Below are 19,720 nucleotides of genomic sequence, written 5' to 3' on the forward strand. Positions count from 1 at the left end.
GTTGTTCCTTTTATTCGTAGGCCAGCGCTTCGATGGCGTCCTGCTTGGCGGCGCGCATCGCCGGGTAACATGACCCAAACAGGCTGGCGAACAGCGCGATGCCCGCGGCGCGCAGCATCCACTCACTGGTAATCACAATAGGTAGCGTGGGAAAGAATAGCCCGACCAATTGCCGCACCGCATAACTGAGTCCGATGCCGCCGATAATGCCAAACACAGTCAGCGTTGCTGTTTCACGCAGCACCAGATTGAAAACATATCCGCGCGACGCGCCCATGGCCTTCAAGATGCCGATCTCCCGTGTGCGTTCGATGATGGTGGAGTACATGGTGATGAAGATCACCAGCAGGCCGATGCAAACCGCCAGCCCGATAATCACTGAGATGAAGTTACTCAGGCCGGGAACGTTTCCCGCCACCATGAGTGAAACGTATTCCTGCATGTCGCGCAATTGATAGTTGGGAAGCAACACCTGCATCTTGGCCAGCGCTTCCTTCACCTGCTTGGGTTGGGTGAGGCGCACGAAAAAGATGGACGCCTTGCCCGCTGATCCCATCAGGTCCTGCAATTTTTCGATCGGCAGGAAAATCCGCGCGCCCTTGCCGTGCTCCACAATTCCCGCGACGCGAAACTGCTGGTTGAGCAGTTCCAGCGTGCTGCCGACTTTTAACGATCGCGAATCGGCGAAGATGTCGTCCACCAGCACATCGTCGGGCTGCTCGAATCCGCGGCCATCGAGGAAGCGAAAGCCGCCGGAGACGGCGTCGAAGCTGGGCACATCGATTCCGTAGATCAGAGTGATGCCGCCCGAAGTGCTGGCCTGCACCAGCACGGGGGCAACGGCGCGGACTTCGGGAATTTCAGCGAGCTTTGCGGCGATGGTCACCGGCATCGGCGAACCGCTGAATCCGAGGAACATGGAAGTGGTCTGCGGTTGGACCATGATTTCCGCGCCCACGCCGGCGGTGCGGCGCGCGGACTCCTGCATCACGCCTTGCGACAGGCCCACCACCATGATAATGAGCACCACTTCAAGGGCCACGGCCGCGACAGAGAGCAGCGTGCGAATGGGGCGGTTGACGAGATTGGCGAGTATGAGGCGGTTAATCAATTAGGAGTGCCTTCATTGAGCGGGGCATTGACGAGCGGGGCGTTGGCGGGCTGACCGTCCAGGCTGACTAACTCCACGCCAGCAGGCCGCTCCATCTTGAATTTTTCGTCGCCGAGATCTTCATTGAATACCAGGCGCATGACAGCCAGGGCCAGGCCGTACTCATCCTGCGGGCGGTCAATCACGATGTTCTGCGGGTAGCGCAATCCGGCAAAATCGCCATAGTTAGAGTAGTGAGCGTCGGTGGCCAGCACCCCGCCGGGATCAAAAATTTGCAGGCGCGCCAGAGTCAGTCCAACACGCTCAAACCACAAGCGGCGAGACAGTTCGAGACGCCCGTTGCCGTCGTTGGCCAGAATGTGAATGACATAGTAGCTCTGATCGGGCTCATTCACCACTTCCAGCGCCACTTTCTCTTTTTCGCTATCGGGACTGTGCCACAACAGCGCATCCAGAATATGCTGCGGGCGAAGATTCTCCAGCGCAGAGGCAGACTTCTTCGTGCGATTATTGCTCCCCACCATCAGGCGGTTCTTCGACGGAACATATAGCTCGAACTTCTCGCCATCCGAAGCCAGATCGAACGCCGTATTGCGCACTACCGGATACAATCCGATCATGCGCAACCAACCCGGCTTGCGGATCAGCAGAAAAGAGCGCACATCGCGGTAATGCACCACTTCACCCTTCAGCACAGAGCTGACGGAGGGCTCCACTTCGACCGTGGCGTTCAGCGTCCGAATGAATTCTTCCTGTTGCCGCAACCCGGCTAGCAGCTCATCCAGCGTGGCTTGGCGATAGGCCGAGGCGGGCCGAACAGTATTGATACGCTCGCGTGAGCGGATTAAACATCCGGTAGATAGCAGGGAGCCAGCAATAATTAGAGATACAAAGAGGCGCGCCCGCCAGGATGGTGCCCGACGGAGACATGGTTGTATATTGGGTCCCCCCGCAGGGGTCCCTGTAATAATTCGTCTTGTACTCATTCGCTCCGTCTGCCATGCCCAACTCCAGGGCCTATCCAAGCCAATGTACCAGACGCCAGACAACCCACGCAACCCTTCGGGGCCTTTAGCATTAGCGAGATAAGGTTCGTGGAGTCCATTGGTTAAGCTGAAAATATCAGGTCATCTGAGGATAATCCGAACCTCTGCTGGGGGCTTATTGGTATACAATGCGGGAAGTGAAGCTACGTGGCTGGGTCCGAGGCTGAGGAGGGAATTTCCATGCCGATCTATGAATACAAGTGCTTGAATTGCAAAGATCAGTTCGAGTATCTGCTCCTTCCCAGCACTCCAGCGCCGCCGCAGTGTCCCTCCTGTGGCGGGAACAAGCTGGAGCAGACACTCTCCGCATTTGCCGTGAACTCGGCCGAGAAGAGTGCAGCGGCGTGGCAGGGCGCGCGCAAGAAGTATGAAAAAACCGAGCTGCGCGACAAGAAAGTTGCCGAAGCCGAGGCCGTCCACCACCATCTTCACGATCATTAGCCCTGGCTAGCATTCGATGCGAGCATTCAATTCTCAACGATACGTCCTACATTGATTGGACCGCGCCGCTGGCGGCGGGACCTTCTCCTGCCCTATTCTATAAGAGATGACACACATCGGAAAAATCGGGCGCATCACGTTGCGCGAAATTCGTATGCCGCTGGTATCGCCCTTCGAGACCAGCTTCGGATTGACCACGGAACGCCGCATCATTCTCGTCGAAGTGCAGGGCGAAGGCGTCAGCGGTTGGGGCGAAGTTACCGCGGGCGAAGGGCCTTTTTACAATGAAGAGTGGACCGACTCGGCCTGGCTGATCCTCAAGGACTTCGCTATCCCGAGCCTGCTTGCAAAGCCCCTGCGCGAGGTTGGCGAAGCCGCCGGGCTGTGGGAATCAATCCGCGAAAATCGCATGGCCACCGGAGGCTTGGAAGCTTCGCTTTGGGAATGGCAGGCGCGCCTTCAGAACGTCCCTCTGCATCAATTGCTGGGCGGGACGCAGCGTGAAATTTCCTGCGGCGTCTCGATCGGCATTCAGCCCACCATCGACGACTTGCTGCGCAAGATTGCAACAGAAGTTGCGGCCGGTTACCAGCGTGTGAAGGTGAAGATCAAGCCGGGCTGGGATATTGAAGTCCTCGAGAAAATCCGCGAGCGCTTCCCGCGCCTGCGCTTGATGGCCGATGCCAACTCCGCCTATCGCCTGGAAGACAAGGGCCACCTGAAGATGCTCGACCGCTTCTACCTGATGATGATCGAGCAGCCGCTCGCGCACGACGACATCATGGACCATGCCCGCCTACAGCAGTATATCGAGACGCCCATCTGCCTGGATGAGAGCATCCGCAGTTTGCGCCATGCCGAGCAGGCGGTAGAAATGAAGGCCTGCCAGATCATCAATATCAAGCTGGGCCGCGTCGGTGGCTTCCGCAATGCCAAGCTGATTCATGACTGCTGCCAGGCCGCGCGTGTTCCAGTGTGGTGTGGCGGTATGCTCGAATCCGGCGTGGGCCGCGCCGCCAACATCGCGCTTTCCACCTTACCCAACTTCGTGCTGCCCGGAGATGTTTCCGCCAGCCAGCGCTACTGGAAACGCGACGTGGTCATCCCCGAGGTGACCGTCACTCCACGCGGAACGATAGAAGTCCCGCAAGGCGCTGGCAACGGATTCGGTGTCGACCGCGAACTCATCGCTTCTCTGACGGTACGCGAGGTGTCCCTGCCATGAGCGGCGCGACACCGACGAATAACGTAGAGCCAATGAACGGAAGCATTTCGGCGCGTGCGGCATGGTTTAACGCCAGCCTGGCCACTTTTCTTTGGGCCGCCAACGTCCTTCCTGTCAAACTGGCCCTGCGTGAAATTCCCGGACTGACGACGGCATTGGCCAGAGTTACGCTGGCGGGCTTAGTCCTTATTGCCGTCCACCTCTGGCGGGGGAAATCGTTTTCCTTGCGTCGGGATGAGCTGAAGGATTTCCTTCTGCTCGGATTTTTCGGCATTGCGATCAGCTTTGCCATGTTCACCACCGCCATGCAATATACCAGCGTGGCTCACGCCGTATTTATCGGCGCGCTCCTGCCCTTATTCGTTCTCATTCTGGCTTGCGCCACCGGACAAGAGCGATTTACTGGCACGAAAAATGTTGGGTTTATCGTCGCGATGGCGGGCGTTGTCCTGCTGGCCATGGACAAGACGGCCATCGCCGGAGCGGACGGCGCAGTCGCCTCGAACTGGCGCGGCGACCTGATGGCGCTCTGTGGGGTCAGTTGTTTTACATTCTTCACTGTGCGCGGGAAAAAACTGGCGACCCGCTACGACAGCGGCACGGTCAACATGTACGCCTTCGGATTGGGCGCGGCATTTTGCTTCCCGCTGCTGCTCTGGATCAGCGCGACCCGCACTCCGCAAGCGCTCGATCCGCATTGGAACCAAGTGAGCTTGGTTGCCTGGATCAGTTTATTCCTTTCGGGCACGCTGGGCTCCGCGCTTCCATACTTTGTTTACTACAAGGCGTTACGCTCCTTGAAGGCCACGCAAGTTGCGACACTGCACTATATTCAGCCGGTGGTGGCCACACTGCTGGGCGTAGTATTCCTGCACGAACGGCTCGGCCCGCAATTCACCATCGCCGCCGCTCTAATCCTGCTGGGGGTTTTTCTCGCCGAGCGCCGCTGATTCAATTTAATAGCGCACCGTCCGGACTTCCTGGAATTCGAACTCTCCCACTTTCTTGCTACCTTTTTGCTTGACCTCGCCGCCGCGAATTGGTAGCCCCGGCTCGTCAGTAGTGGTTCGCACTTCCGGTGTACGATTGGGCAAATCGAAACGGGACGCATCGGAAGCCGAATCAGGTGGATAACTAGAGAAAACCAAAATCGGTCAGCCTGACCTTACCTGTCGGCAGGTTGAAGTGTTTGCGACCGACTGGAATTGCTCGCTACCGCTTGTCCGCTGGACGAGCGCGTTGCGGTTGAGCTTTCTAGCGCGGTGGTTGTCCGTGGCATTCAATTGTCGTCGGTGTTGCGACGGAAGTAATCTCTCACCGGAAAACACAGCCGCAAGTTTTGTATGAGTCGTGTTCGGCCCTCGCGCGAATTCTGAGAAATATGATTAATGAGTATTTGATTCGGAGAAGGAGAATATGAAATCAATCACACGCTGGTTTATGCTTTTCGTTTTGTGCGCGATTCCGGCATCACTGCTGCCCGTGCCGCTGGCGGCCGATACACTCGAGACCGTCTATTTCCGCGGCAACATGAGCCCGGCCAATGAAGTGCCGCCGGTTGCCAATGAATCGGCCGCAGCAACCGGCCGGGCTACCATCGCTTTTCATCTCCGTCGCAACGACGCCGGAGCAATTATTTCCGGCGTGGTGGATTTCGACGTGGATTACAGCTTTCCCGTGCCCGTTACGGTGCGCGGCTGGCACATCCACGAGGGCGCGGCGGGCGTCAACGGCCCGGCGCGCCTCAACACCCCATTGTCCGCCGCCAACAGCGTGGTGGATGCCGACGGAGTCGGAACATTGAGCTACAAAGTGGAAGCCAATAACCAAAATAATCTGGATGCCCTGCGTGTTGTTCTGGCTGATCCCGCCGGGGCCTACATGAATGTGCACACCTCTGATAACACCGGCGGAGCCACTCGCGGTCAGTTGCAATCGACGACGGTCTCCGACTTTCAATTCACCATGAGCCCAGCCAATGAAGTCCCGCCCATCGCCGACTTGAACGCCTCGGCCCTCGCCAAGGCCAGCTTGTTCACCACGCGCAATGCGGCTGGTGAGGTAACTTCCGGCACAGTGATCTTCGATGCCAATTACACCTTCCCCAGCAGCGTAACGTTTCGTGGCTTTCACATTCACGATGGAGCGGCGGGCATCAACGGCCCTGTGCGCATTGACAGCGGCTTGAGCGCCACCAACACCGTAACCGATGCCGATGGAGTAGGCAATCTGCTGTTCCGTATCAACGTGGGTGGTGATAATGCTCTTGGCCTGGCCACTTTGCGCAGCGCCGTCGACGCACCGGCCAATCACTACCTCAATTTACATACCACCGTGAACACCGGCGGCGCGATCCGCTCTCAGCTAGGTGGCAAGGTTCCGGCTCCGACACTCTCGTCCAGTGGAGTTGTTAGCGCCACCTTCGCTAGCGGCGTCAATGTAGGCTCGGCGGGATCACTGATCTCCATCTTCGGGTCAAACCTCTCTCGCAACGTGGCCACGGCCGGTACTGTCAATGGACGGCTTCCCGCCACACTGGCGGGAACCAGTGTGAGTATTGGCGGCGTATCCGTTGGAATGATCTACGCCAGCCCCTCTCAGTTGAATGTTCAGGTGCCGTTTGAGGTGCCCGCAGGAAACTTCTTCGTAACTGTCAATGCTCCCGGAGGGTCCTCCACCACGCAGATGGTGACCTTCTCCGCTTATGCTCCGGGTATCTTCGCCGTGGTGAAGAACTCCGACTTTTCCCTGGTATCCGCGGCCAACCCAGTACGGGCAGGCGATGCGGTAGCGGTATTCGCAACTGGACTGGGTGCGGGAACTCCTGCGGTAGCCAGCGGACAGTTGGCGCCAGCCAGCCCTCTCTCTTCCACGGTGGCCACGCCAACCGCGACTATCGGCGGTGTCGCCGCGCAGGTGGCGGCCTCATTGCTGGCTCCTGGATTCGCGGGCGTTTATCAAGTAAATGTCGTTGTCCCGGGAGGGGCGCCGACCGGCAGTCAGGCGCTACGCCTAACCATCGGCGGCGTGCAATCCAACACAGTGAACATCAACGTCCAGTAGTTTCCATTTACCTCAATCCCGTTTGCCCGGCTGATGAACTCCTATTCAGCCGGGCCGACGAGGCAAAAATGGCACTGCCCCTCGTCTTGATCAAGGTTTACAGTTCCCCCACTTGCACTGGGGTCATGTTAACAATTATTTACCGCCCTGACATAGAAATTAAGGTCTGGAACGGGTTAACATTCAAAGAGCGATAGTTAACACTAGACACGTGAGGATGGGATATTGCCATGGGCTACAATCAAACGAATCATAACTCTGCCATCAATCGCAACAGCACCTCGTCAATTTGGAAAGTCGCGCTGCTGGCCTTGTCACTTCCGATCTTGGTGTACGCGTTTTCCCCCGCTCCCCCATCCGAACGTACGGGAGGATTTGGTGAATCCACATGCATCGGGTGCCATTTGGGGACTGCATTGAACGGAGGTGCCGGACGAGTAACCATTACGGGCGCTCCGACCGCCTACGTTAGCGGCACGGTCTATCCCATCACGGTGCGCGTGGAGGATCCCGGCGCCGACCGGAGGCGATGGGGATTTGAAATGAGTGCCCGCACTCAGGCTGGCGCGCAAGCCGGGACGCTCTCTCCGACCAACAACCAAACTGCTTTGGTGCCTAGCTTCAATGGAGTCCAGTACATTGCCCACACCGGCCCCGGCACTCGCGCGGGCACGGCAGCCGGAGTAAACTTTACTTTCAATTGGACTGCTCCCAACACCTCGGCAGGCTCTGTAGTCTTCCATGCCACAGGTAACGCCGCAAACAACAGCGGGAGTGAAAATGGCGACCGCATCTACTCGACCTCAGCGACTGTGCCTGCGCAGGTCGCCGGTCCCGTGCCTACGGTTGCCGACGGAGCGACGGTCAACAACGGCAGCTTTGCGCAGCACCCTGCGCCGCTGGGGCCGGGGTCGATCGCGGCCATCTTCGGTGCTAACTTGAATGATGGGACCGCGCTTTGCTCGTCTAGTTTTGGCGGCGATGGCAAGCTGATCACCTCGTTGTGTGGAGCCAGCGTTACGGTGAACAACATCGCCGCGCCCATCTTCTACGCCACGCCTGGGCAATTGGGCATCCAGATACCTTTCGAGCTGGCGGGTTCGGCCACAGCAAACGTCACGGTAACGGTCGCGGGCCAGTCCAGCACGCCGCGCACAGTCTTCATTGATACCGCGGCACCAGGTATTTTTTCGCTGAGTCAAACCGGCAGCGGACCGGGAGCGATTCTGATCGCCAACAGCAATATTCTCGCCGTGGCCACGGGAAGCGTCCCGGGTCGGACCACGAGACCCGCGCGACGCGGTGAAATCGTAACCATCTTCTTGACCGGACTGGGAGTGACTTCTCCGGCTCTGGCCACCGGTTCGCCTTCCACTGGAAATCCTACCGCGACGCCCGCCACGGTTACCATTGATGCACTGCCGGCGACGGTGCTTTTTTCCGGAACCGCGCCCGGCTTCGTTGGACTGAACCAGATCAATGTAACCGTGCCCACCGCCGCGCGCATCGCCAATGATGTACCGGTAGTGGTTACGCTTGGAACGAAAATCAGCAACACGGTAACCATGGCGGTGAGCCAGTAAGCTACAGAGACCGGAAGGAAGCGGAGGTTGATCTCCATAACGAGACCAACCCCCGCTCCCTGACGGTCGCGGCTCTGTAAGCAACTGCGCGGGCGGGATTTTCCCACGCCTTCCTGTTTTTATTTCAACAGTTCTTTATGGAGGATGCTGCGATGTTGCAACGAAGCGGTACACAGCTAATTGCATGGATGTCGATCACGTTAATCTTGTTGAGTGCCGCAGAGTCGCATGCGCTGCCCGCGTTCATGCGCCGCTTCAGTGAAGACCCCTTTTCGAAGACCGAGTGGCGCGGCCAGTGCGCGACCTGCCATGTGAACCCGCAGGGCGCGGGACCCCGCAATAACTTTGGGCAGGCCTTTGACAAGAACAATCGCACCATCACGCCGGAGTTTCGCGCCGCGTGGCTAGACCGCTTTGTCCTAACGATAGATGTCGCACCCGCTGGTGCAGTAAAAGCCAGCTTCGTGAATGGCGGTCGCGAAGCGGTCATCGAAGTGGGCGGCGAATCCTTCCGCGTCAACGCGGCAGAAGGCAAGCTGGAGAAGCTCACCCTGGAGCAGGTCGCACAACTGAAGGGAAGCGCCACCGGGTTGGCTCCGGCCACGGCATCCGCCGCCGCGCCGACCGAGCAGCCGCTACGAAATGTCCCGACATTCGATCATGTGCTGGTCAACGTGCCCACCACTCTTGGCTACGAGAAAGGCGGCTTCAGCCTGCGCTTCACCCACCGCTTTACGCAGCCCGTGCTGCGCGTGGGCGACGAATGCCCGGACTGTGGAGCAGTCAACGAACTATTCGGATTGGACAGTTTTTCTTACTCGTCTTTTGGCGGTGAGTTCGGATTAACTTCACGGCTCGCCGCGAGCGTCTACCGCAGCCCGCTCGATCGTACGTATGAGATCGGCGGCGTGCTGCAACTGCTGAACGGGAAGGGCCGCGAACCGGTTGCCGCGCAATTGCGTGTTTCCATGGAGTCGCGCCGGTTGTTCGATGCCGATAAGATTTCAGCCTCTACTCCGAATGAGGAGCCTTTCTCGCGCTTCCAAACGTGGAATCTCGTCTTCCCGGTATCGCGTACGATCGCTAATGTAGCCGAAGTGTTTGTAGTGCCCACGATGAGTTTCCGTGTGAATCCCTACGAAAATGTTGGCGCCATCACCTTCCCAGAGGGAGAGCGGTGCGCGCATCAGGCTGCGCTTGGGCTGGGTGCCAGCATCCGCATTCGCCCGCGCACGGCTTTCGTCGCCGAATGGACTCCGCGCGTAGCGGGCTACCACGCCACGGACTCGCGCAACGGCTTTGCCTTTGGCCTCCAGCGCAGCACGAACGCGCACGTATTCAGCCTGGTGCTATCGAACACGGTAGCCACCACTACGGGACAGATGGCGGCTACAGGCACGCCTGATCTGCGCCTGGGCTTCAACCTGTATCGCCGACTGCGCTAGGTTCCAACCGAGCCGCGACCGGAATAAATCTTGCTTCGTTCCGCAAGTAAAAGTATGCTGCCATCTCAGAGTGACACGGGCGGCGAGGCAGGCAGCGATGGAATGTCCGCAATGTGGAACGGAAAATCCCGAGAAAAGCTGGCAGTGTGCCTGCGGACATTATTTCGCACCGAGGGAAATGATTCCTGCGGTGCCCATCACCCCGGAATCGGCGCCGGACGGCACTCTCAACGCAGGAGCAGAACACTTTGCCAGCGTTGCGCCATCTGCTTCCATCGAGCCGATTAACGCCAGGCTATCTTTCCGCGGAGATGGCTCAACTCTGTTCGCGATTCATCTGGCCAACATAATTTTCACCATCTGCACTCTTGGGATCTATTATTTTTGGGGCAAGGCCAAAGTCCGCCGCTATGTGTACGGGCAGACCGAGCTGGCCGGCGACCGCTTTGATTATCACGGCACCGGCAAGGAGTTAATGCTTGGATCGTTCAAAGCCATGTTGCTGTTCGGCGGCACCGGGCTGCTCTACCAGTTGATGCTGGGAGCCTCTTCGAATCCTGGCATTCGTATCCTCTCGATGCTCTTGTTTTACGCGATGCTGGCGCTGATAATTCCCATCGCCATCGTCGGGACGAAGCGCTTCCGGCTGAGTCGGACCTCGTGGCGCTCCATCAGTTTTTCCTTTCGCGGACACGCCCGTGAACTGATCGCATAGTATGTCCGCGACATGCTTTTCATGATGGTCACGCTCTCGCTGTACTATCCTTTCTTTCAAAACAATTTGCGTAAATTCGTGGTCTTCAACTCCTATTTCGGCAGCCAGCCGTTTGATTATGACGGGGAGGGCTGGGATCTCTTCCGCTATTTCGCGCTCATGGTGCTGCTGATCATTCCCACCCTCGGCCTCTACTGGTTCTGGTACACGGCGCAGAAGCATCGCTACTACTGGGAGCACACCAGCTTTGGACAGGCGAAGTTCCGGTCCACGATGAGTGGTGGCGAACTGGCCGGCATTAAAATCAGCAATTTCTTCCTGATCATATTCACGATGGGCCTGGCCTATCCCTGGGCCGTCGCGCGCTCGGTGCGTTATCAACTGGAGTGTCTGACTATGTATGGCCCAGTGGCTTTGGACAGCATTTTCCAGCACGCCAGCGCGGCAACGGCCACTGGCGAAGGGCTGGTGGACATGCTGGACGCCGGCATATTGGATATTGATTTCGGCTTCTGATTGAGTTCCCTGTTCATTTTTAATCCATGTTCCTTTATCGTCGCGGCATAATTGACTCGACATGGTTGTCTCAGCCAACACTTCCTGGAAGGGTTATTACTATGACGGACGCACCGCGCGCCGACATTCAGTAACCGTGTCGCTCACCTCGGCCGGTGTGTACATCAAGCGCGAGGAAGGTCAGACGCTGTGGTGGCTGCACGATCAAGTGCGTCTCGCCCAAGGGCACCATCCCGGCGAGCCGGTGCGCCTTGAAACCATGGCGGAGATATCCGAAGCGCTGGTGGTGGAGGATCGCGGATTCCTTGATGCGTTTCTGTTTGTTTCCCCTCCGGCGCGAAACTTGGCCTCTGGAACCGCCGAGAGATTGAATCGCAGTTTGCCGCTGTTGCTTGCAGGGCTGCTGGGCGCGGCCTTCTTAATCTACGCGACCTGGGTGTGGGGACTTCCCGCCTTTGCCGACGCCGCCGCCCGTCGTGTTCCAGCAAGCTGGGAAGACAAGCTGGGACAATCGGTAATGGAACAGTTCGCGCCGCCCGATGAGAGATGCAATGATCCTGACGCGCTGGCGAAGATACAGGAGATCATCCGCGTCATGCGCGGGCCCAATGCCCGCGGATATGAGGTGACTCTCGCCGTTGCCGATACTCCCATCCCCAACGCCTTCGCCGCTCCCGGCGGATATGTGGTAGTGTTTCGCGGTTTGCTGGAGCAGACCGAGAATGCCGAGGACCTGGCCGGCATGCTGGCGCATGAGATTCAGCACGTCGAACAGCGCCATGCCATGAAGGGCCTGGTCCGCCAGCTTTCCGTCGCCACTCTAGTGGCCGTGCTGGCGGGAGATGCTTCGGCCATACAATCCCTGCTGGACGCCGCAGCCACCCTGGGAAGTCTGCGCTATCAGCGTGATGATGAAGCGAACGCCGATACCGAAGCGGTGCGCATGCTCCAGGCAGCCCGCATCGACGCCACTGGCCTGCCACGCATGTTGGAACGCATGAGCAGCGACGAAGGCAAAGAGCCTGGCGGACTCCAATATCTTTCGTCGCATCCGCTGACTGCCGACCGCGTGCGCCGGTTAACCGCACTGGCAGTCCAGCACGCGACGGATGCCGTCCCACTATTGAAAGAAACAGACTGGAAGAGTGTGGCCTTCATGTGTGGGCCGCCGGACGATGAAGCGACGGATAAAAACTCCGCGGCCGCGAACGAACGATGAAAGTGGATTGGCCGACTTCATATTGTTGCGAGTATCATTAATTCTTATTGGGAATTCTTATTAGGAGTTTTTTTCGGAAGTCCTATTGAACGCTTTCTGGTTCTTGCCACAGGCGCGTTTGGAATTTATTATTGATAGATTGAACCACGGGGAGAATCAGTAAAATGAGGAACAGGAAGAAGCGAACTCATGCATTGTACATGGTGCTGAGTGGCCTGCTGGTATTGTCAACGACGGCGGCACGGTTGCGCGCGCAGACCGCACGCGAGATTGACACGATACAGACTTCGGCCGGCGCGCTAAAGATTACCCCCGTAACGCACGGTAGCGTGATGCTGGAATTTGGCGGTAAGGTGATTCACGTGGACCCTTGGAACCAAGGTGACTATACGGGCCTTCCGCAGGCCGATGTGATTCTCATCACTGATGTTCACGCAGACCATCAGGATCGCGCGCAAATTGACAAGCTGAAGAAGGCCGGGACCGTGGTCATCGCGCCCAAGGCGGTGGCGGCCACTATCACCGAAGCGCAGGTTATAGCGAACGGCGAGAAGAAGACGATTGCCGGGTTGGCGATGGAAGCGGTGCCGATGTACAACCTCCAGCGCGGCCCCGCGGCGGGTCAGTTCTTCCATGACAAAGGGCGCGGGAATGGTTATATTCTCACGCTTGGCGGCAAGCGAATTTATTTCGCCGGCGACACAGAATGCACGGCGGAGATGAAAGCGCTAAAGAACATTGATATCGCATTCATTCCCATGAATCTGCCCTACACGATGCCGCCGGTGGAAGCCGCCGATTGCGCGAAGGCTTTCAAACCCAAAATAGCGTATCCGTATCACTTCCGCGGCAGCGACCCACAAGAGTTTGCCAACGCTCTGAAGGGCACGAATGGCGTCGAAGTGCGGTTGCGCAAGTGGTATAAAGAATAACGAGACGAAGAGGGTCAGAGTGGCAAATCAATTCATTTCACGAATGCTCCGCGCGGCAAAGTTAGATGTTTCTCTTTTTGAAGAAGTGGAAGCAGACCGCGGCGCTACGGCGCAGGCATTGCTAGTGGTTGTGCTGTCGAGTCTAGCTGCCGGCATCGGAGCAATGGGAAGAATTGAAAATTTTGGCCCATTCGGAGTCATCATCGCGACCATCGCCGCGCTGGTTGGCTGGGTGGTCTGGGCAATGCTGACGTACTTCATAGGAACTAAAATCATTCCGAGTCCCAGCACCAAGGCCGATCTGGGCGAATTGTTGCGCACCACTGGATTCTCAAGCGCTCCCGGCGTTATTCGCATCCTTGGATTTATTCCATTTCTCGGATGGCTGGCACTTTTGATTTCCGCCGTGTGGATGCTGATCGCCATGGTCATCGCGGTGCGTCAGGCACTGGACTACACGAGTACCGGTCGAGCCGTAGGGGTCTGCCTGCTTGGTTGGATTTTTTCTTTGCTTCTAAGTTGGATTGTAAGTGGCGCGCCGCTGAGCGGTCCAATACACTAGGTGTTCTATTTCCGGTTCCCCCCATAAATACCGCTCCGCAGCCGCAGTGCTTGCGAGGTCGCCCTTGCTATGCTACTGTTGATTCATTCAGATAACTGGATTGGATGGCAGGAGAACTATTGAGTTCACTAGGACTTACAGCCGCTCACCCGGCTCCTCACCAAACCATTGACTTAAGCGAATTGGGTGAGCCGGACTTGGTTGCCCAGATGGAGCTTTCGCGCCTGCCCCGTCACATTGCGGTCATCATGGATGGCAATGGACGCTGGGCCCGGCGGCGGCGTCTGCCTCGCATAGCAGGCCACCGCGCCGGCGCGTCGGCAGTACACGAGATCGTGGAAACCGGTTCTCGTCTCCATCTGAAAGCACTGACGCTGTTTGCTTTCTCGACGGAAAACTGGAAGCGACCGCAAACCGAGATCAGCACGTTGATGTCACTGTTGCGCGAATATCTACGCAAGGAGTTGGCTGAAATCCATCGAAATAATATTCGCCTACAGATTCTAGGCCGCTATGAGCAGTTGCCCGTTGAAGTCCGCGGGGATCTCGACGACGCCATGCGCATCACCGGCGGAAACACCGGAATGGTGCTCAACGTAGCGCTCAACTACAGCGCGCGGTCCGAGATGGTCGATACCATTCAGTCGATCATTGCTCGCGTTCAGCGCGGTGAGCTGCGAACGGAGGATGTTACCGAGCGCACCGTCTCCGAGAATCTTTCGACCGGCGGACTACCCGATCCCGACCTTCTCATCCGTACCAGCGGCGAAATGCGAGTCAGCAATTTCCTGCTCTGGCAGATCGCTTACGCCGAAATCTATGTAACGGAAACCTGCTGGCCCGACTTCACCCGCCGTCATCTCCTTGAGGCCATTATCGACTTCCAGAAACGCGAGCGCCGGTACGGTGGCTTGGGCGAGCACGGAGCATAAAGCACCGTCATGCGGCGCCTCCTCACTGCCCTCGTCTTAATTCCAGTCATCATCTACCTCGTCCTGTGGGCACCCTCCTGGGCGCTGGCCGCAGCGGGAACTGTCTTCGCGCAAGCGGCGTTGTGGGAGTATTTTCGCATGGCCGAAGCCGTCTCCGGCTCGCGCATGCTGCATGTGCCCGGTCATGCGATCAGCATCGCGCTAATGGCCGTCGCGCTGACGGATTTTTTAGCCGAGGGCACGGCGTCATTGATCCTGTTGCTGCTTTTGATCGTGCTCTCCGCCGCAATGTCGCCGCAACGCAATCTCGCCCATTACTTCCCGACCGCATGCGGCACGCTGCTCGGCGTGGCCTATACGACCGTTCCCTTGAGTGTTTACGTTTGGATTAGTCGCCAGGAGGGCGGCGCGCCACTGGTGTTGTTTACAATGGTGGTGGTTTGGGCCAGCGATTCGACCGCTTACTTTACCGGGCTGGCCTTCGGTAAGCATCTGGCGTTTCCGCGCATTAGTCCCAAGAAAACCTGGGAGGGTGTGGCAGGATCAATGGTTGGCGCGATGATCGTGGGCGTTGCCGGATATTTCATTTTCCATGATTGGACCGTCTTCCTGTTGTCGGTCGCCGTGAATATCGCCGCCCAGATCGGCGACCTGGTTGAGTCCGCCATGAAACGCAGCGCGGGAGTGAAAGATTCCTCGCAGCTCGTCCCCGGACACGGCGGCGTACTAGACCGCATTGATGCGCTTTTATTCGCCGCGCCGATGCTATGGTATTATTGGCTTTTGATGAAGCATTAAGTATCATCTCCGAGGCACCCCTGAAACCCGAGGCACCCCTGAAATAGCCTGCAACTCTATGAAAAAAATAGGCATACTTGGCTCAACGGGCTCCATTGGCAGAAGCTGCCTAGCGGTGATCGAGGCCCACCCGGACCGTTTCCAGGTGGCCAGCCTCACGGCCGGGGAGAACGTCGCACTGCTCGCCGAACAGGTTCGCGCCTTCCATCCGTCGCTGGTCTCGATGGGCAGCGAGGCGGCAGCCAATGCCCTTTGCCGCGAACTGAAGGCTGGCGGCACCGGGCCCATCCCTGAAATCACTGTTGGTCGCGAAGGGATGAGACAAGCGGCCACACTGCCTGAAATCGACGTAGTGCTCTCCTCCACCGTGGGCGTCGCCGGCCTGCCAGCCACGTTTGCGGCGCTGGAAGCTGGCAAGCAAGTGGCTCTGGCCAACAAGGAAGTGCTGGTGGCGGCGGGAGAGCTGGCCACAGAGCTTGCTCATCGCAAAGGAACCGAACTGCTGCCCGTCGATAGCGAGCACAACGGGGTACACCAGTGTCTGCGTGCTGGTCACCGCGCTGAGGCTTGCCTACTTGTCCTAACCGCGTCCGGCGGCCCGTTTCTCCACTCCACCGCCGAGCAAATCGAGTCGGCCAGCATCGCAGCCGCGCTGAACCATCCCACCTGGAAGATGGGCAATCGCATCACCATCGACTCGGCCACGCTCATGAACAAGGGCTTCGAAGTGATTGAAGCACATTGGCTTTTTGGTTTCACCCCGGATCAGATTCGTGTCAAAGTACACCCCCAGTCCACCGTCCATTCGCTGGTCGAGTTTATTGACGGGTCGGTAATCGCACAGCTCTCGGTAACTGATATGCAAGTTCCCATAAAATATGCGCTAACCTATCCGGAGAGGATGGCATCCAATAGCCATGGCTTTGACTGGGCTGGATTGGCCAGACTGGATTTCATGGAGCCGGATACGGCGCGCTTTCCCTGTCTGCGGCTGGCCTACGAAGCCATGCGGGCGGGTCAATCCGCTACATGCGCGCTGAACGCGGCCGATGAAATAGCTGTAGCCGCTTTTCTCGAAGGCAGAATTCCCTTCGGCGCCATCAGTCGAGTGATTGGAGCAGTGTTGGATGAATTGCCGGTTCGTAGGCTCACCAGCGTCGATGAAGTTCTCGACCATGACGCCGAGTGCCGGCGCCTGGCCACCCGGCGCCTGGCGAAAGAAATGCTCACGACGCGCGGCTAGCAACGGTGTTGAACGTAGCGGTACTGAGAGGTAGAGATGTACAACTTTGCAACTAGCATCATCGGCGTAATGATCGTATTGGGCATCATGGTGTTCATCCATGAGCTCGGCCATTTCCTCGCCGCCAAATATTTTGGCATCCGCGTCGAGACATTCTCTATCGGCTTCGGCAAGCGCCTGTGGGGCTTTGAGCGCGGCGGCACCGATTACCGCCTTAGCGTGCTGCCCTTCGGCGGCTACGTGAAAATGTCCGGCGAGAATCCCGACGACCCCACCAGCGGTGCCCCCGACGAGTTTCAGATGAAGCCGCGCTGGCAGCGCTTCATCGTCGCCATTATGGGACCAGCGATGAACATTGTCCTTTCCATCGTGCTGCTCACCGGCCTCTATATGTTTCGCTATCAGAAACCCGCGTACGCGGAAGGCCCTGCGGTAATTGGTTACATCGCGCCAGACTCGTCCGCCTCCAAAGCGGGCCTGCTTCCTGGCGACCGCATCACCCGCCTCGACGAGATGGAGAACCCCGGTTGGACGGATATTGAGATCGAGGTCGCCTCCAGCGCCAACCAAACTTTAACGGTGGCCGTTGATCGCGACGGCGCCGCGGTGAATGCCACGGTGGTTCCTCAGCCCACCGGGCGCTCACAAATTGGCGATGTCGGTTGGGCTCCGCGCATGTCTGCGAAGATTCAGGCGGTGGAAGCGGACCTGCCCGCCGGGCTGGCCGGCATGCAGGCGGGCGACGTGCTCACGGAGATCAATGGGCAGACCGTTACCTATTGGCCCGCGGTATCCGAGTTGGTGCAAAAGAATCAAGGCCAGCCCCTGCAGATAACTTATGCGCGCGGCACTGAGATGATCACCGCACAGATGACGCCGGTCCCAAGCAAGGTCAATGGCGAGTCCGAATCGCGCTGGCGCATCGGCGTGCAGTTCACCAACGAAGTCATCAACCGGCAATTATCATTCAGCGCGGCGCTTGGTGAGTCGTTGACCACCAATAAAAAATTCGCGCTGCTCATCTTTGAGTTCCTCGGCAAGATATTTTCCAACGAACTCTCCCCGCGCACGCTGGAAGGCCCCATCGGCATCGCCCGGCTCTCCGGCGCCGCGCTGCGTCAGAGCTTCGCCGACCTGATCAGCCTGATGGCCGCCATCAGCCTGAACCTCGGCATCTTCAACCTGCTGCCCATCCCGGTGCTCGACGGCGGCATGATCCTGATGCTGCTGATCGAAGGCACCATCCGCCGCGACCTCAACCTGAAACTGAAGGAGCGCGTAACCCAGGTGGGCTTCGCTTTCCTGATGCTCATCGCCGTCTTTACCATCTACAACGACATCGTGAAGTCATTACCCGAGCGCTTCGAAAAATTCTTACCGTAACCAACGCTAGAACATAATTCTCAACGCGGCATCCCTCAGGTGCCGCGTTTCTTACTCCGACTCAAACGCGCGGTTGCAGTCAGTCCATATCCAAATTCCCTTCCATCGCGGTGCGGTTTGCACGTGCTAAAATGGTCGCTATGGCGGCGATACAGCGTAGAAAATCCGTGGTGAGCGACATTGGCGGCGTGAAGCTGGGCGGCGCGCACCCGGTCGTTGTGCAGTCCATGACCAACACGGACACGGCGGATATAGCCGGAACCGTCAAGCAAGTCGCCGCGCTGGCGCGCGCTGGGTCTGAACTGGTGCGCGTCACGGTCAACACCGATGAGGCCGCGGCGGCCATTGCACCTATCGTCGAGCGGCTGGAAGCACAGGGCCTTCGCGTGCCCATCATCGGCGACTTCCATTACAATGGGCACCTGCTGCTCAAGAAATTTCCGGCCTGTGCGCGGAAGCTGGCCAAGTACCGCATCAATCCCGGCAACGTCAACATCGGCAAAAAACACGACGACAACTTCCGCACCATGGTGGAGGTCGCGCGGGACAACGGCAAGCCCGTGCGCATCGGCGTCAACTGGGGCTCGCTCGATCAGGCCCTGCTCACGCGCATGATGGATGAGAACGCCCACGCCGCTGAGCCGCTCGCCGCTGATCAGGTCATGCGCCAGGCGATTGTCGAGAGCGCGCTGCGCTCCGCTGAAATGGCCGAGCAGTACGGCCTGCCGCACAACTCCATCATCCTCAGCGCGAAAGTATCGAGCGCGCAGAACCTGATTGATGTCTACCGCATGTTGGCGCCGCGCTGCGACTATCCGCTGCACCTTGGCCTCACAGAAGCGGGGATGGGCAGCAAGGGCATTGTGGCCTCGACCGCGGCGATGGGGATACTATTGCAAGACGGCATCGGCGACACCATCCGCGTCTCGCTCACGCCCGCGCCGAACGGCGACCGCACCGAAGAAGTGATCGTCGCGCAGCAGATTCTGCAATCACTAGAAATCCGTAGCTTCACGCCGCAAGTCAGCGCGTGTCCCGGCTGCGGCCGAACTACCTCCACATTTTTCCAGGAGATGGCCCAGCAGATTGAGTCTTACCTGCGCGAGCAGATGCCCGTCTGGAAATCGCAGTACCCTGGCGTGGAAGACTTGCATGTCGCCGTGATGGGCTGCATCGTCAACGGCCCCGGCGAATCCAAGCACGCCCACATCGGCATCTCGCTCCCCGGCACCTTCGAAGACCCCGTCGCCCCGGTCTACGCCGACGGCCGCCTGTTAGTAACGCTGCGCGGCGACACCATCGTCCCCGAGTTCATCAAAATCCTGAACACCTATGTCGAGTCACACTACTCCGCCAAGCAGCAGGTTTCCATCTGACAGTTTGTCGAAGAAATGTTTAAGGTGTGTCATTCCGAGCGGAGTGAGGAATCTGCTTTATGGTTCGCTCTATGGACAACAAAGCAGAATCCTCGGACCAACCCAAGGCGGTGGGATCGTTCGATATTTT

The 19,720-nt window shown here is 58.3% G+C and carries 18 protein-coding genes; 16 read left to right on the forward strand and 2 right to left on the reverse strand.

Annotation, left to right across the window (positions count from 1 at the left end; all coding sequences use genetic code 11):
* Positions 1 to 10 precede the first annotated feature (10 nt).
* Both EXQ56_01920 and EXQ56_01925 read right to left on the reverse strand, forming a co-directional pair.
* Positions 11 to 1,111 (reverse strand): ABC transporter permease, encoded by a 1,101-nt coding sequence (locus EXQ56_01920; GenBank protein ID MSO19211.1) that lies wholly within the window; start codon positions 1,109 to 1,111, stop codon positions 11 to 13.
* A complete protein-coding gene (locus EXQ56_01925) occupies positions 1,108 to 1,875 on the reverse strand; it encodes a hypothetical protein (protein ID MSO19212.1) in 768 nt (255 codons plus the stop codon). Before EXQ56_01925 ends, EXQ56_01920 begins: the two co-directional genes overlap by 4 nt.
* Before the next feature lie 462 nt (positions 1,876 to 2,337).
* On the opposite strand from EXQ56_01925, the gene EXQ56_01930 reads away from it, so the two are divergent.
* The 16 genes from EXQ56_01930 (at position 2,338) to EXQ56_02005 (ending at position 19,590) form a co-directional block, all read left to right on the forward strand.
* Positions 2,338 to 2,598 (forward strand): hypothetical protein, encoded by a 261-nt coding sequence (locus tag EXQ56_01930; GenBank protein ID MSO19213.1) that lies wholly within the window; start codon positions 2,338 to 2,340, stop codon positions 2,596 to 2,598.
* Between the two features lie 154 nt (positions 2,599 to 2,752).
* On the forward strand, positions 2,753 to 3,823 hold the full coding sequence (gene menC, locus EXQ56_01935; GenBank protein MSO19214.1) for an o-succinylbenzoate synthase: 1,071 nt from the start codon (positions 2,753 to 2,755) through the stop codon (positions 3,821 to 3,823).
* On the forward strand, positions 3,820 to 4,773 hold the full coding sequence (locus tag EXQ56_01940; protein ID MSO19215.1) for a hypothetical protein: 954 nt from the start codon (positions 3,820 to 3,822) through the stop codon (positions 4,771 to 4,773). Before menC ends, EXQ56_01940 begins: the two co-directional genes overlap by 4 nt.
* Before the next feature lie 466 nt (positions 4,774 to 5,239).
* The gene (locus EXQ56_01945; GenBank protein ID MSO19216.1) at positions 5,240 to 6,886 is read left to right on the forward strand and encodes a CHRD domain-containing protein; all 1,647 of its coding nucleotides are present in this window, start codon (positions 5,240 to 5,242) and stop codon (positions 6,884 to 6,886) included.
* A 230-nt stretch (positions 6,887 to 7,116) separates the two neighbouring features.
* Positions 7,117 to 8,469, forward strand: a complete 1,353-nt coding sequence (locus tag EXQ56_01950) for a hypothetical protein (GenBank protein MSO19217.1) — start codon at positions 7,117 to 7,119, stop codon at positions 8,467 to 8,469.
* Positions 8,470 to 8,621: 152 nt separating this feature from the next.
* A complete protein-coding gene (locus EXQ56_01955; GenBank protein ID MSO19218.1) occupies positions 8,622 to 9,914 on the forward strand; it encodes a hypothetical protein in 1,293 nt (430 codons plus the stop codon).
* Between the two features lie 97 nt (positions 9,915 to 10,011).
* Positions 10,012 to 10,629, forward strand: a complete 618-nt coding sequence (locus tag EXQ56_01960) for a DUF898 family protein (protein MSO19219.1) — start codon at positions 10,012 to 10,014, stop codon at positions 10,627 to 10,629.
* A gap of 12 nt (positions 10,630 to 10,641) precedes the next feature.
* A complete protein-coding gene (locus EXQ56_01965) occupies positions 10,642 to 11,145 on the forward strand; it encodes a DUF898 family protein (protein ID MSO19220.1) in 504 nt (167 codons plus the stop codon).
* A 61-nt stretch (positions 11,146 to 11,206) separates the two neighbouring features.
* Positions 11,207 to 12,364, forward strand: coding sequence for a M48 family metallopeptidase (locus tag EXQ56_01970; GenBank protein MSO19221.1), 1,158 nt, complete (start codon positions 11,207 to 11,209; stop codon positions 12,362 to 12,364).
* A 200-nt stretch (positions 12,365 to 12,564) separates the two neighbouring features.
* Positions 12,565 to 13,296: an MBL fold metallo-hydrolase gene (locus tag EXQ56_01975; protein MSO19222.1), complete on the forward strand. Its 732-nt coding sequence runs from the start codon at positions 12,565 to 12,567 to the stop codon at positions 13,294 to 13,296.
* Positions 13,256 to 13,858: a hypothetical protein gene (locus EXQ56_01980; protein MSO19223.1), complete on the forward strand. Its 603-nt coding sequence runs from the start codon at positions 13,256 to 13,258 to the stop codon at positions 13,856 to 13,858. Before EXQ56_01975 ends, EXQ56_01980 begins: the two co-directional genes overlap by 41 nt.
* 104 nt (positions 13,859 to 13,962) lie before the next feature.
* Positions 13,963 to 14,790: an isoprenyl transferase gene (locus tag EXQ56_01985; GenBank protein ID MSO19224.1), complete on the forward strand. Its 828-nt coding sequence runs from the start codon at positions 13,963 to 13,965 to the stop codon at positions 14,788 to 14,790.
* A 9-nt stretch (positions 14,791 to 14,799) separates the two neighbouring features.
* Entirely contained in the window at positions 14,800 to 15,588 is a 789-nt protein-coding gene (locus EXQ56_01990; GenBank protein MSO19225.1) for a phosphatidate cytidylyltransferase, read from the forward strand.
* 58 nt (positions 15,589 to 15,646) lie between these two features.
* The gene (locus tag EXQ56_01995; protein ID MSO19226.1) at positions 15,647 to 16,831 is read left to right on the forward strand and encodes a 1-deoxy-D-xylulose-5-phosphate reductoisomerase; all 1,185 of its coding nucleotides are present in this window, start codon (positions 15,647 to 15,649) and stop codon (positions 16,829 to 16,831) included.
* A gap of 36 nt (positions 16,832 to 16,867) precedes the next feature.
* Complete coding sequence (gene rseP, locus EXQ56_02000; protein ID MSO19227.1) at positions 16,868 to 18,214, forward strand: RIP metalloprotease RseP; 1,347 nt, start codon at positions 16,868 to 16,870, stop codon at positions 18,212 to 18,214.
* Positions 18,215 to 18,354: 140 nt separating this feature from the next.
* The gene (locus tag EXQ56_02005) at positions 18,355 to 19,590 is read left to right on the forward strand and encodes a flavodoxin-dependent (E)-4-hydroxy-3-methylbut-2-enyl-diphosphate synthase (GenBank protein MSO19228.1); all 1,236 of its coding nucleotides are present in this window, start codon (positions 18,355 to 18,357) and stop codon (positions 19,588 to 19,590) included.
* The last annotated feature ends 130 nt before the right edge of the window (positions 19,591 to 19,720 follow it).

The organism is Acidobacteriota bacterium, from assembly GCA_009691245.1.
In the GTDB taxonomy this organism is placed as follows: Bacteria; Acidobacteriota; Terriglobia; order 2-12-FULL-54-10; family 2-12-FULL-54-10; genus SHUM01.

Coding starts and splice junctions, on each gene's coding strand:
- EXQ56_01970 (MSO19221.1), top strand. CDS start 11,207: ATGGTTGTCTCAGCCAACACTTCCTGGAAGGGTTATTACTATGACGGA.
- EXQ56_01990 (MSO19225.1), top strand. CDS start 14,800: ATGCGGCGCCTCCTCACTGCCCTCGTCTTAATTCCAGTCATCATCTAC.
- EXQ56_01950 (MSO19217.1), top strand. CDS start 7,117: ATGGGCTACAATCAAACGAATCATAACTCTGCCATCAATCGCAACAGC.
- EXQ56_01995 (MSO19226.1), top strand. CDS start 15,647: ATGAAAAAAATAGGCATACTTGGCTCAACGGGCTCCATTGGCAGAAGC.
- EXQ56_01955 (MSO19218.1), top strand. CDS start 8,622: ATGTTGCAACGAAGCGGTACACAGCTAATTGCATGGATGTCGATCACG.
- EXQ56_01975 (MSO19222.1), top strand. CDS start 12,565: ATGGTGCTGAGTGGCCTGCTGGTATTGTCAACGACGGCGGCACGGTTG.
- EXQ56_01980 (MSO19223.1), top strand. CDS start 13,256: ATGGCGTCGAAGTGCGGTTGCGCAAGTGGTATAAAGAATAACGAGACG.
- EXQ56_01960 (MSO19219.1), top strand. CDS start 10,012: ATGGAATGTCCGCAATGTGGAACGGAAAATCCCGAGAAAAGCTGGCAG.
- menC (MSO19214.1), top strand. CDS start 2,753: ATGCCGCTGGTATCGCCCTTCGAGACCAGCTTCGGATTGACCACGGAA.
- EXQ56_01945 (MSO19216.1), top strand. CDS start 5,240: ATGAAATCAATCACACGCTGGTTTATGCTTTTCGTTTTGTGCGCGATT.
- EXQ56_01965 (MSO19220.1), top strand. CDS start 10,642: ATGCTTTTCATGATGGTCACGCTCTCGCTGTACTATCCTTTCTTTCAA.
- EXQ56_01940 (MSO19215.1), top strand. CDS start 3,820: ATGAGCGGCGCGACACCGACGAATAACGTAGAGCCAATGAACGGAAGC.
- rseP (MSO19227.1), top strand. CDS start 16,868: ATGTACAACTTTGCAACTAGCATCATCGGCGTAATGATCGTATTGGGC.
- EXQ56_01930 (MSO19213.1), top strand. CDS start 2,338: ATGCCGATCTATGAATACAAGTGCTTGAATTGCAAAGATCAGTTCGAG.
- EXQ56_02005 (MSO19228.1), top strand. CDS start 18,355: ATGGCGGCGATACAGCGTAGAAAATCCGTGGTGAGCGACATTGGCGGC.
- EXQ56_01985 (MSO19224.1), top strand. CDS start 13,963: ATGGCAGGAGAACTATTGAGTTCACTAGGACTTACAGCCGCTCACCCG.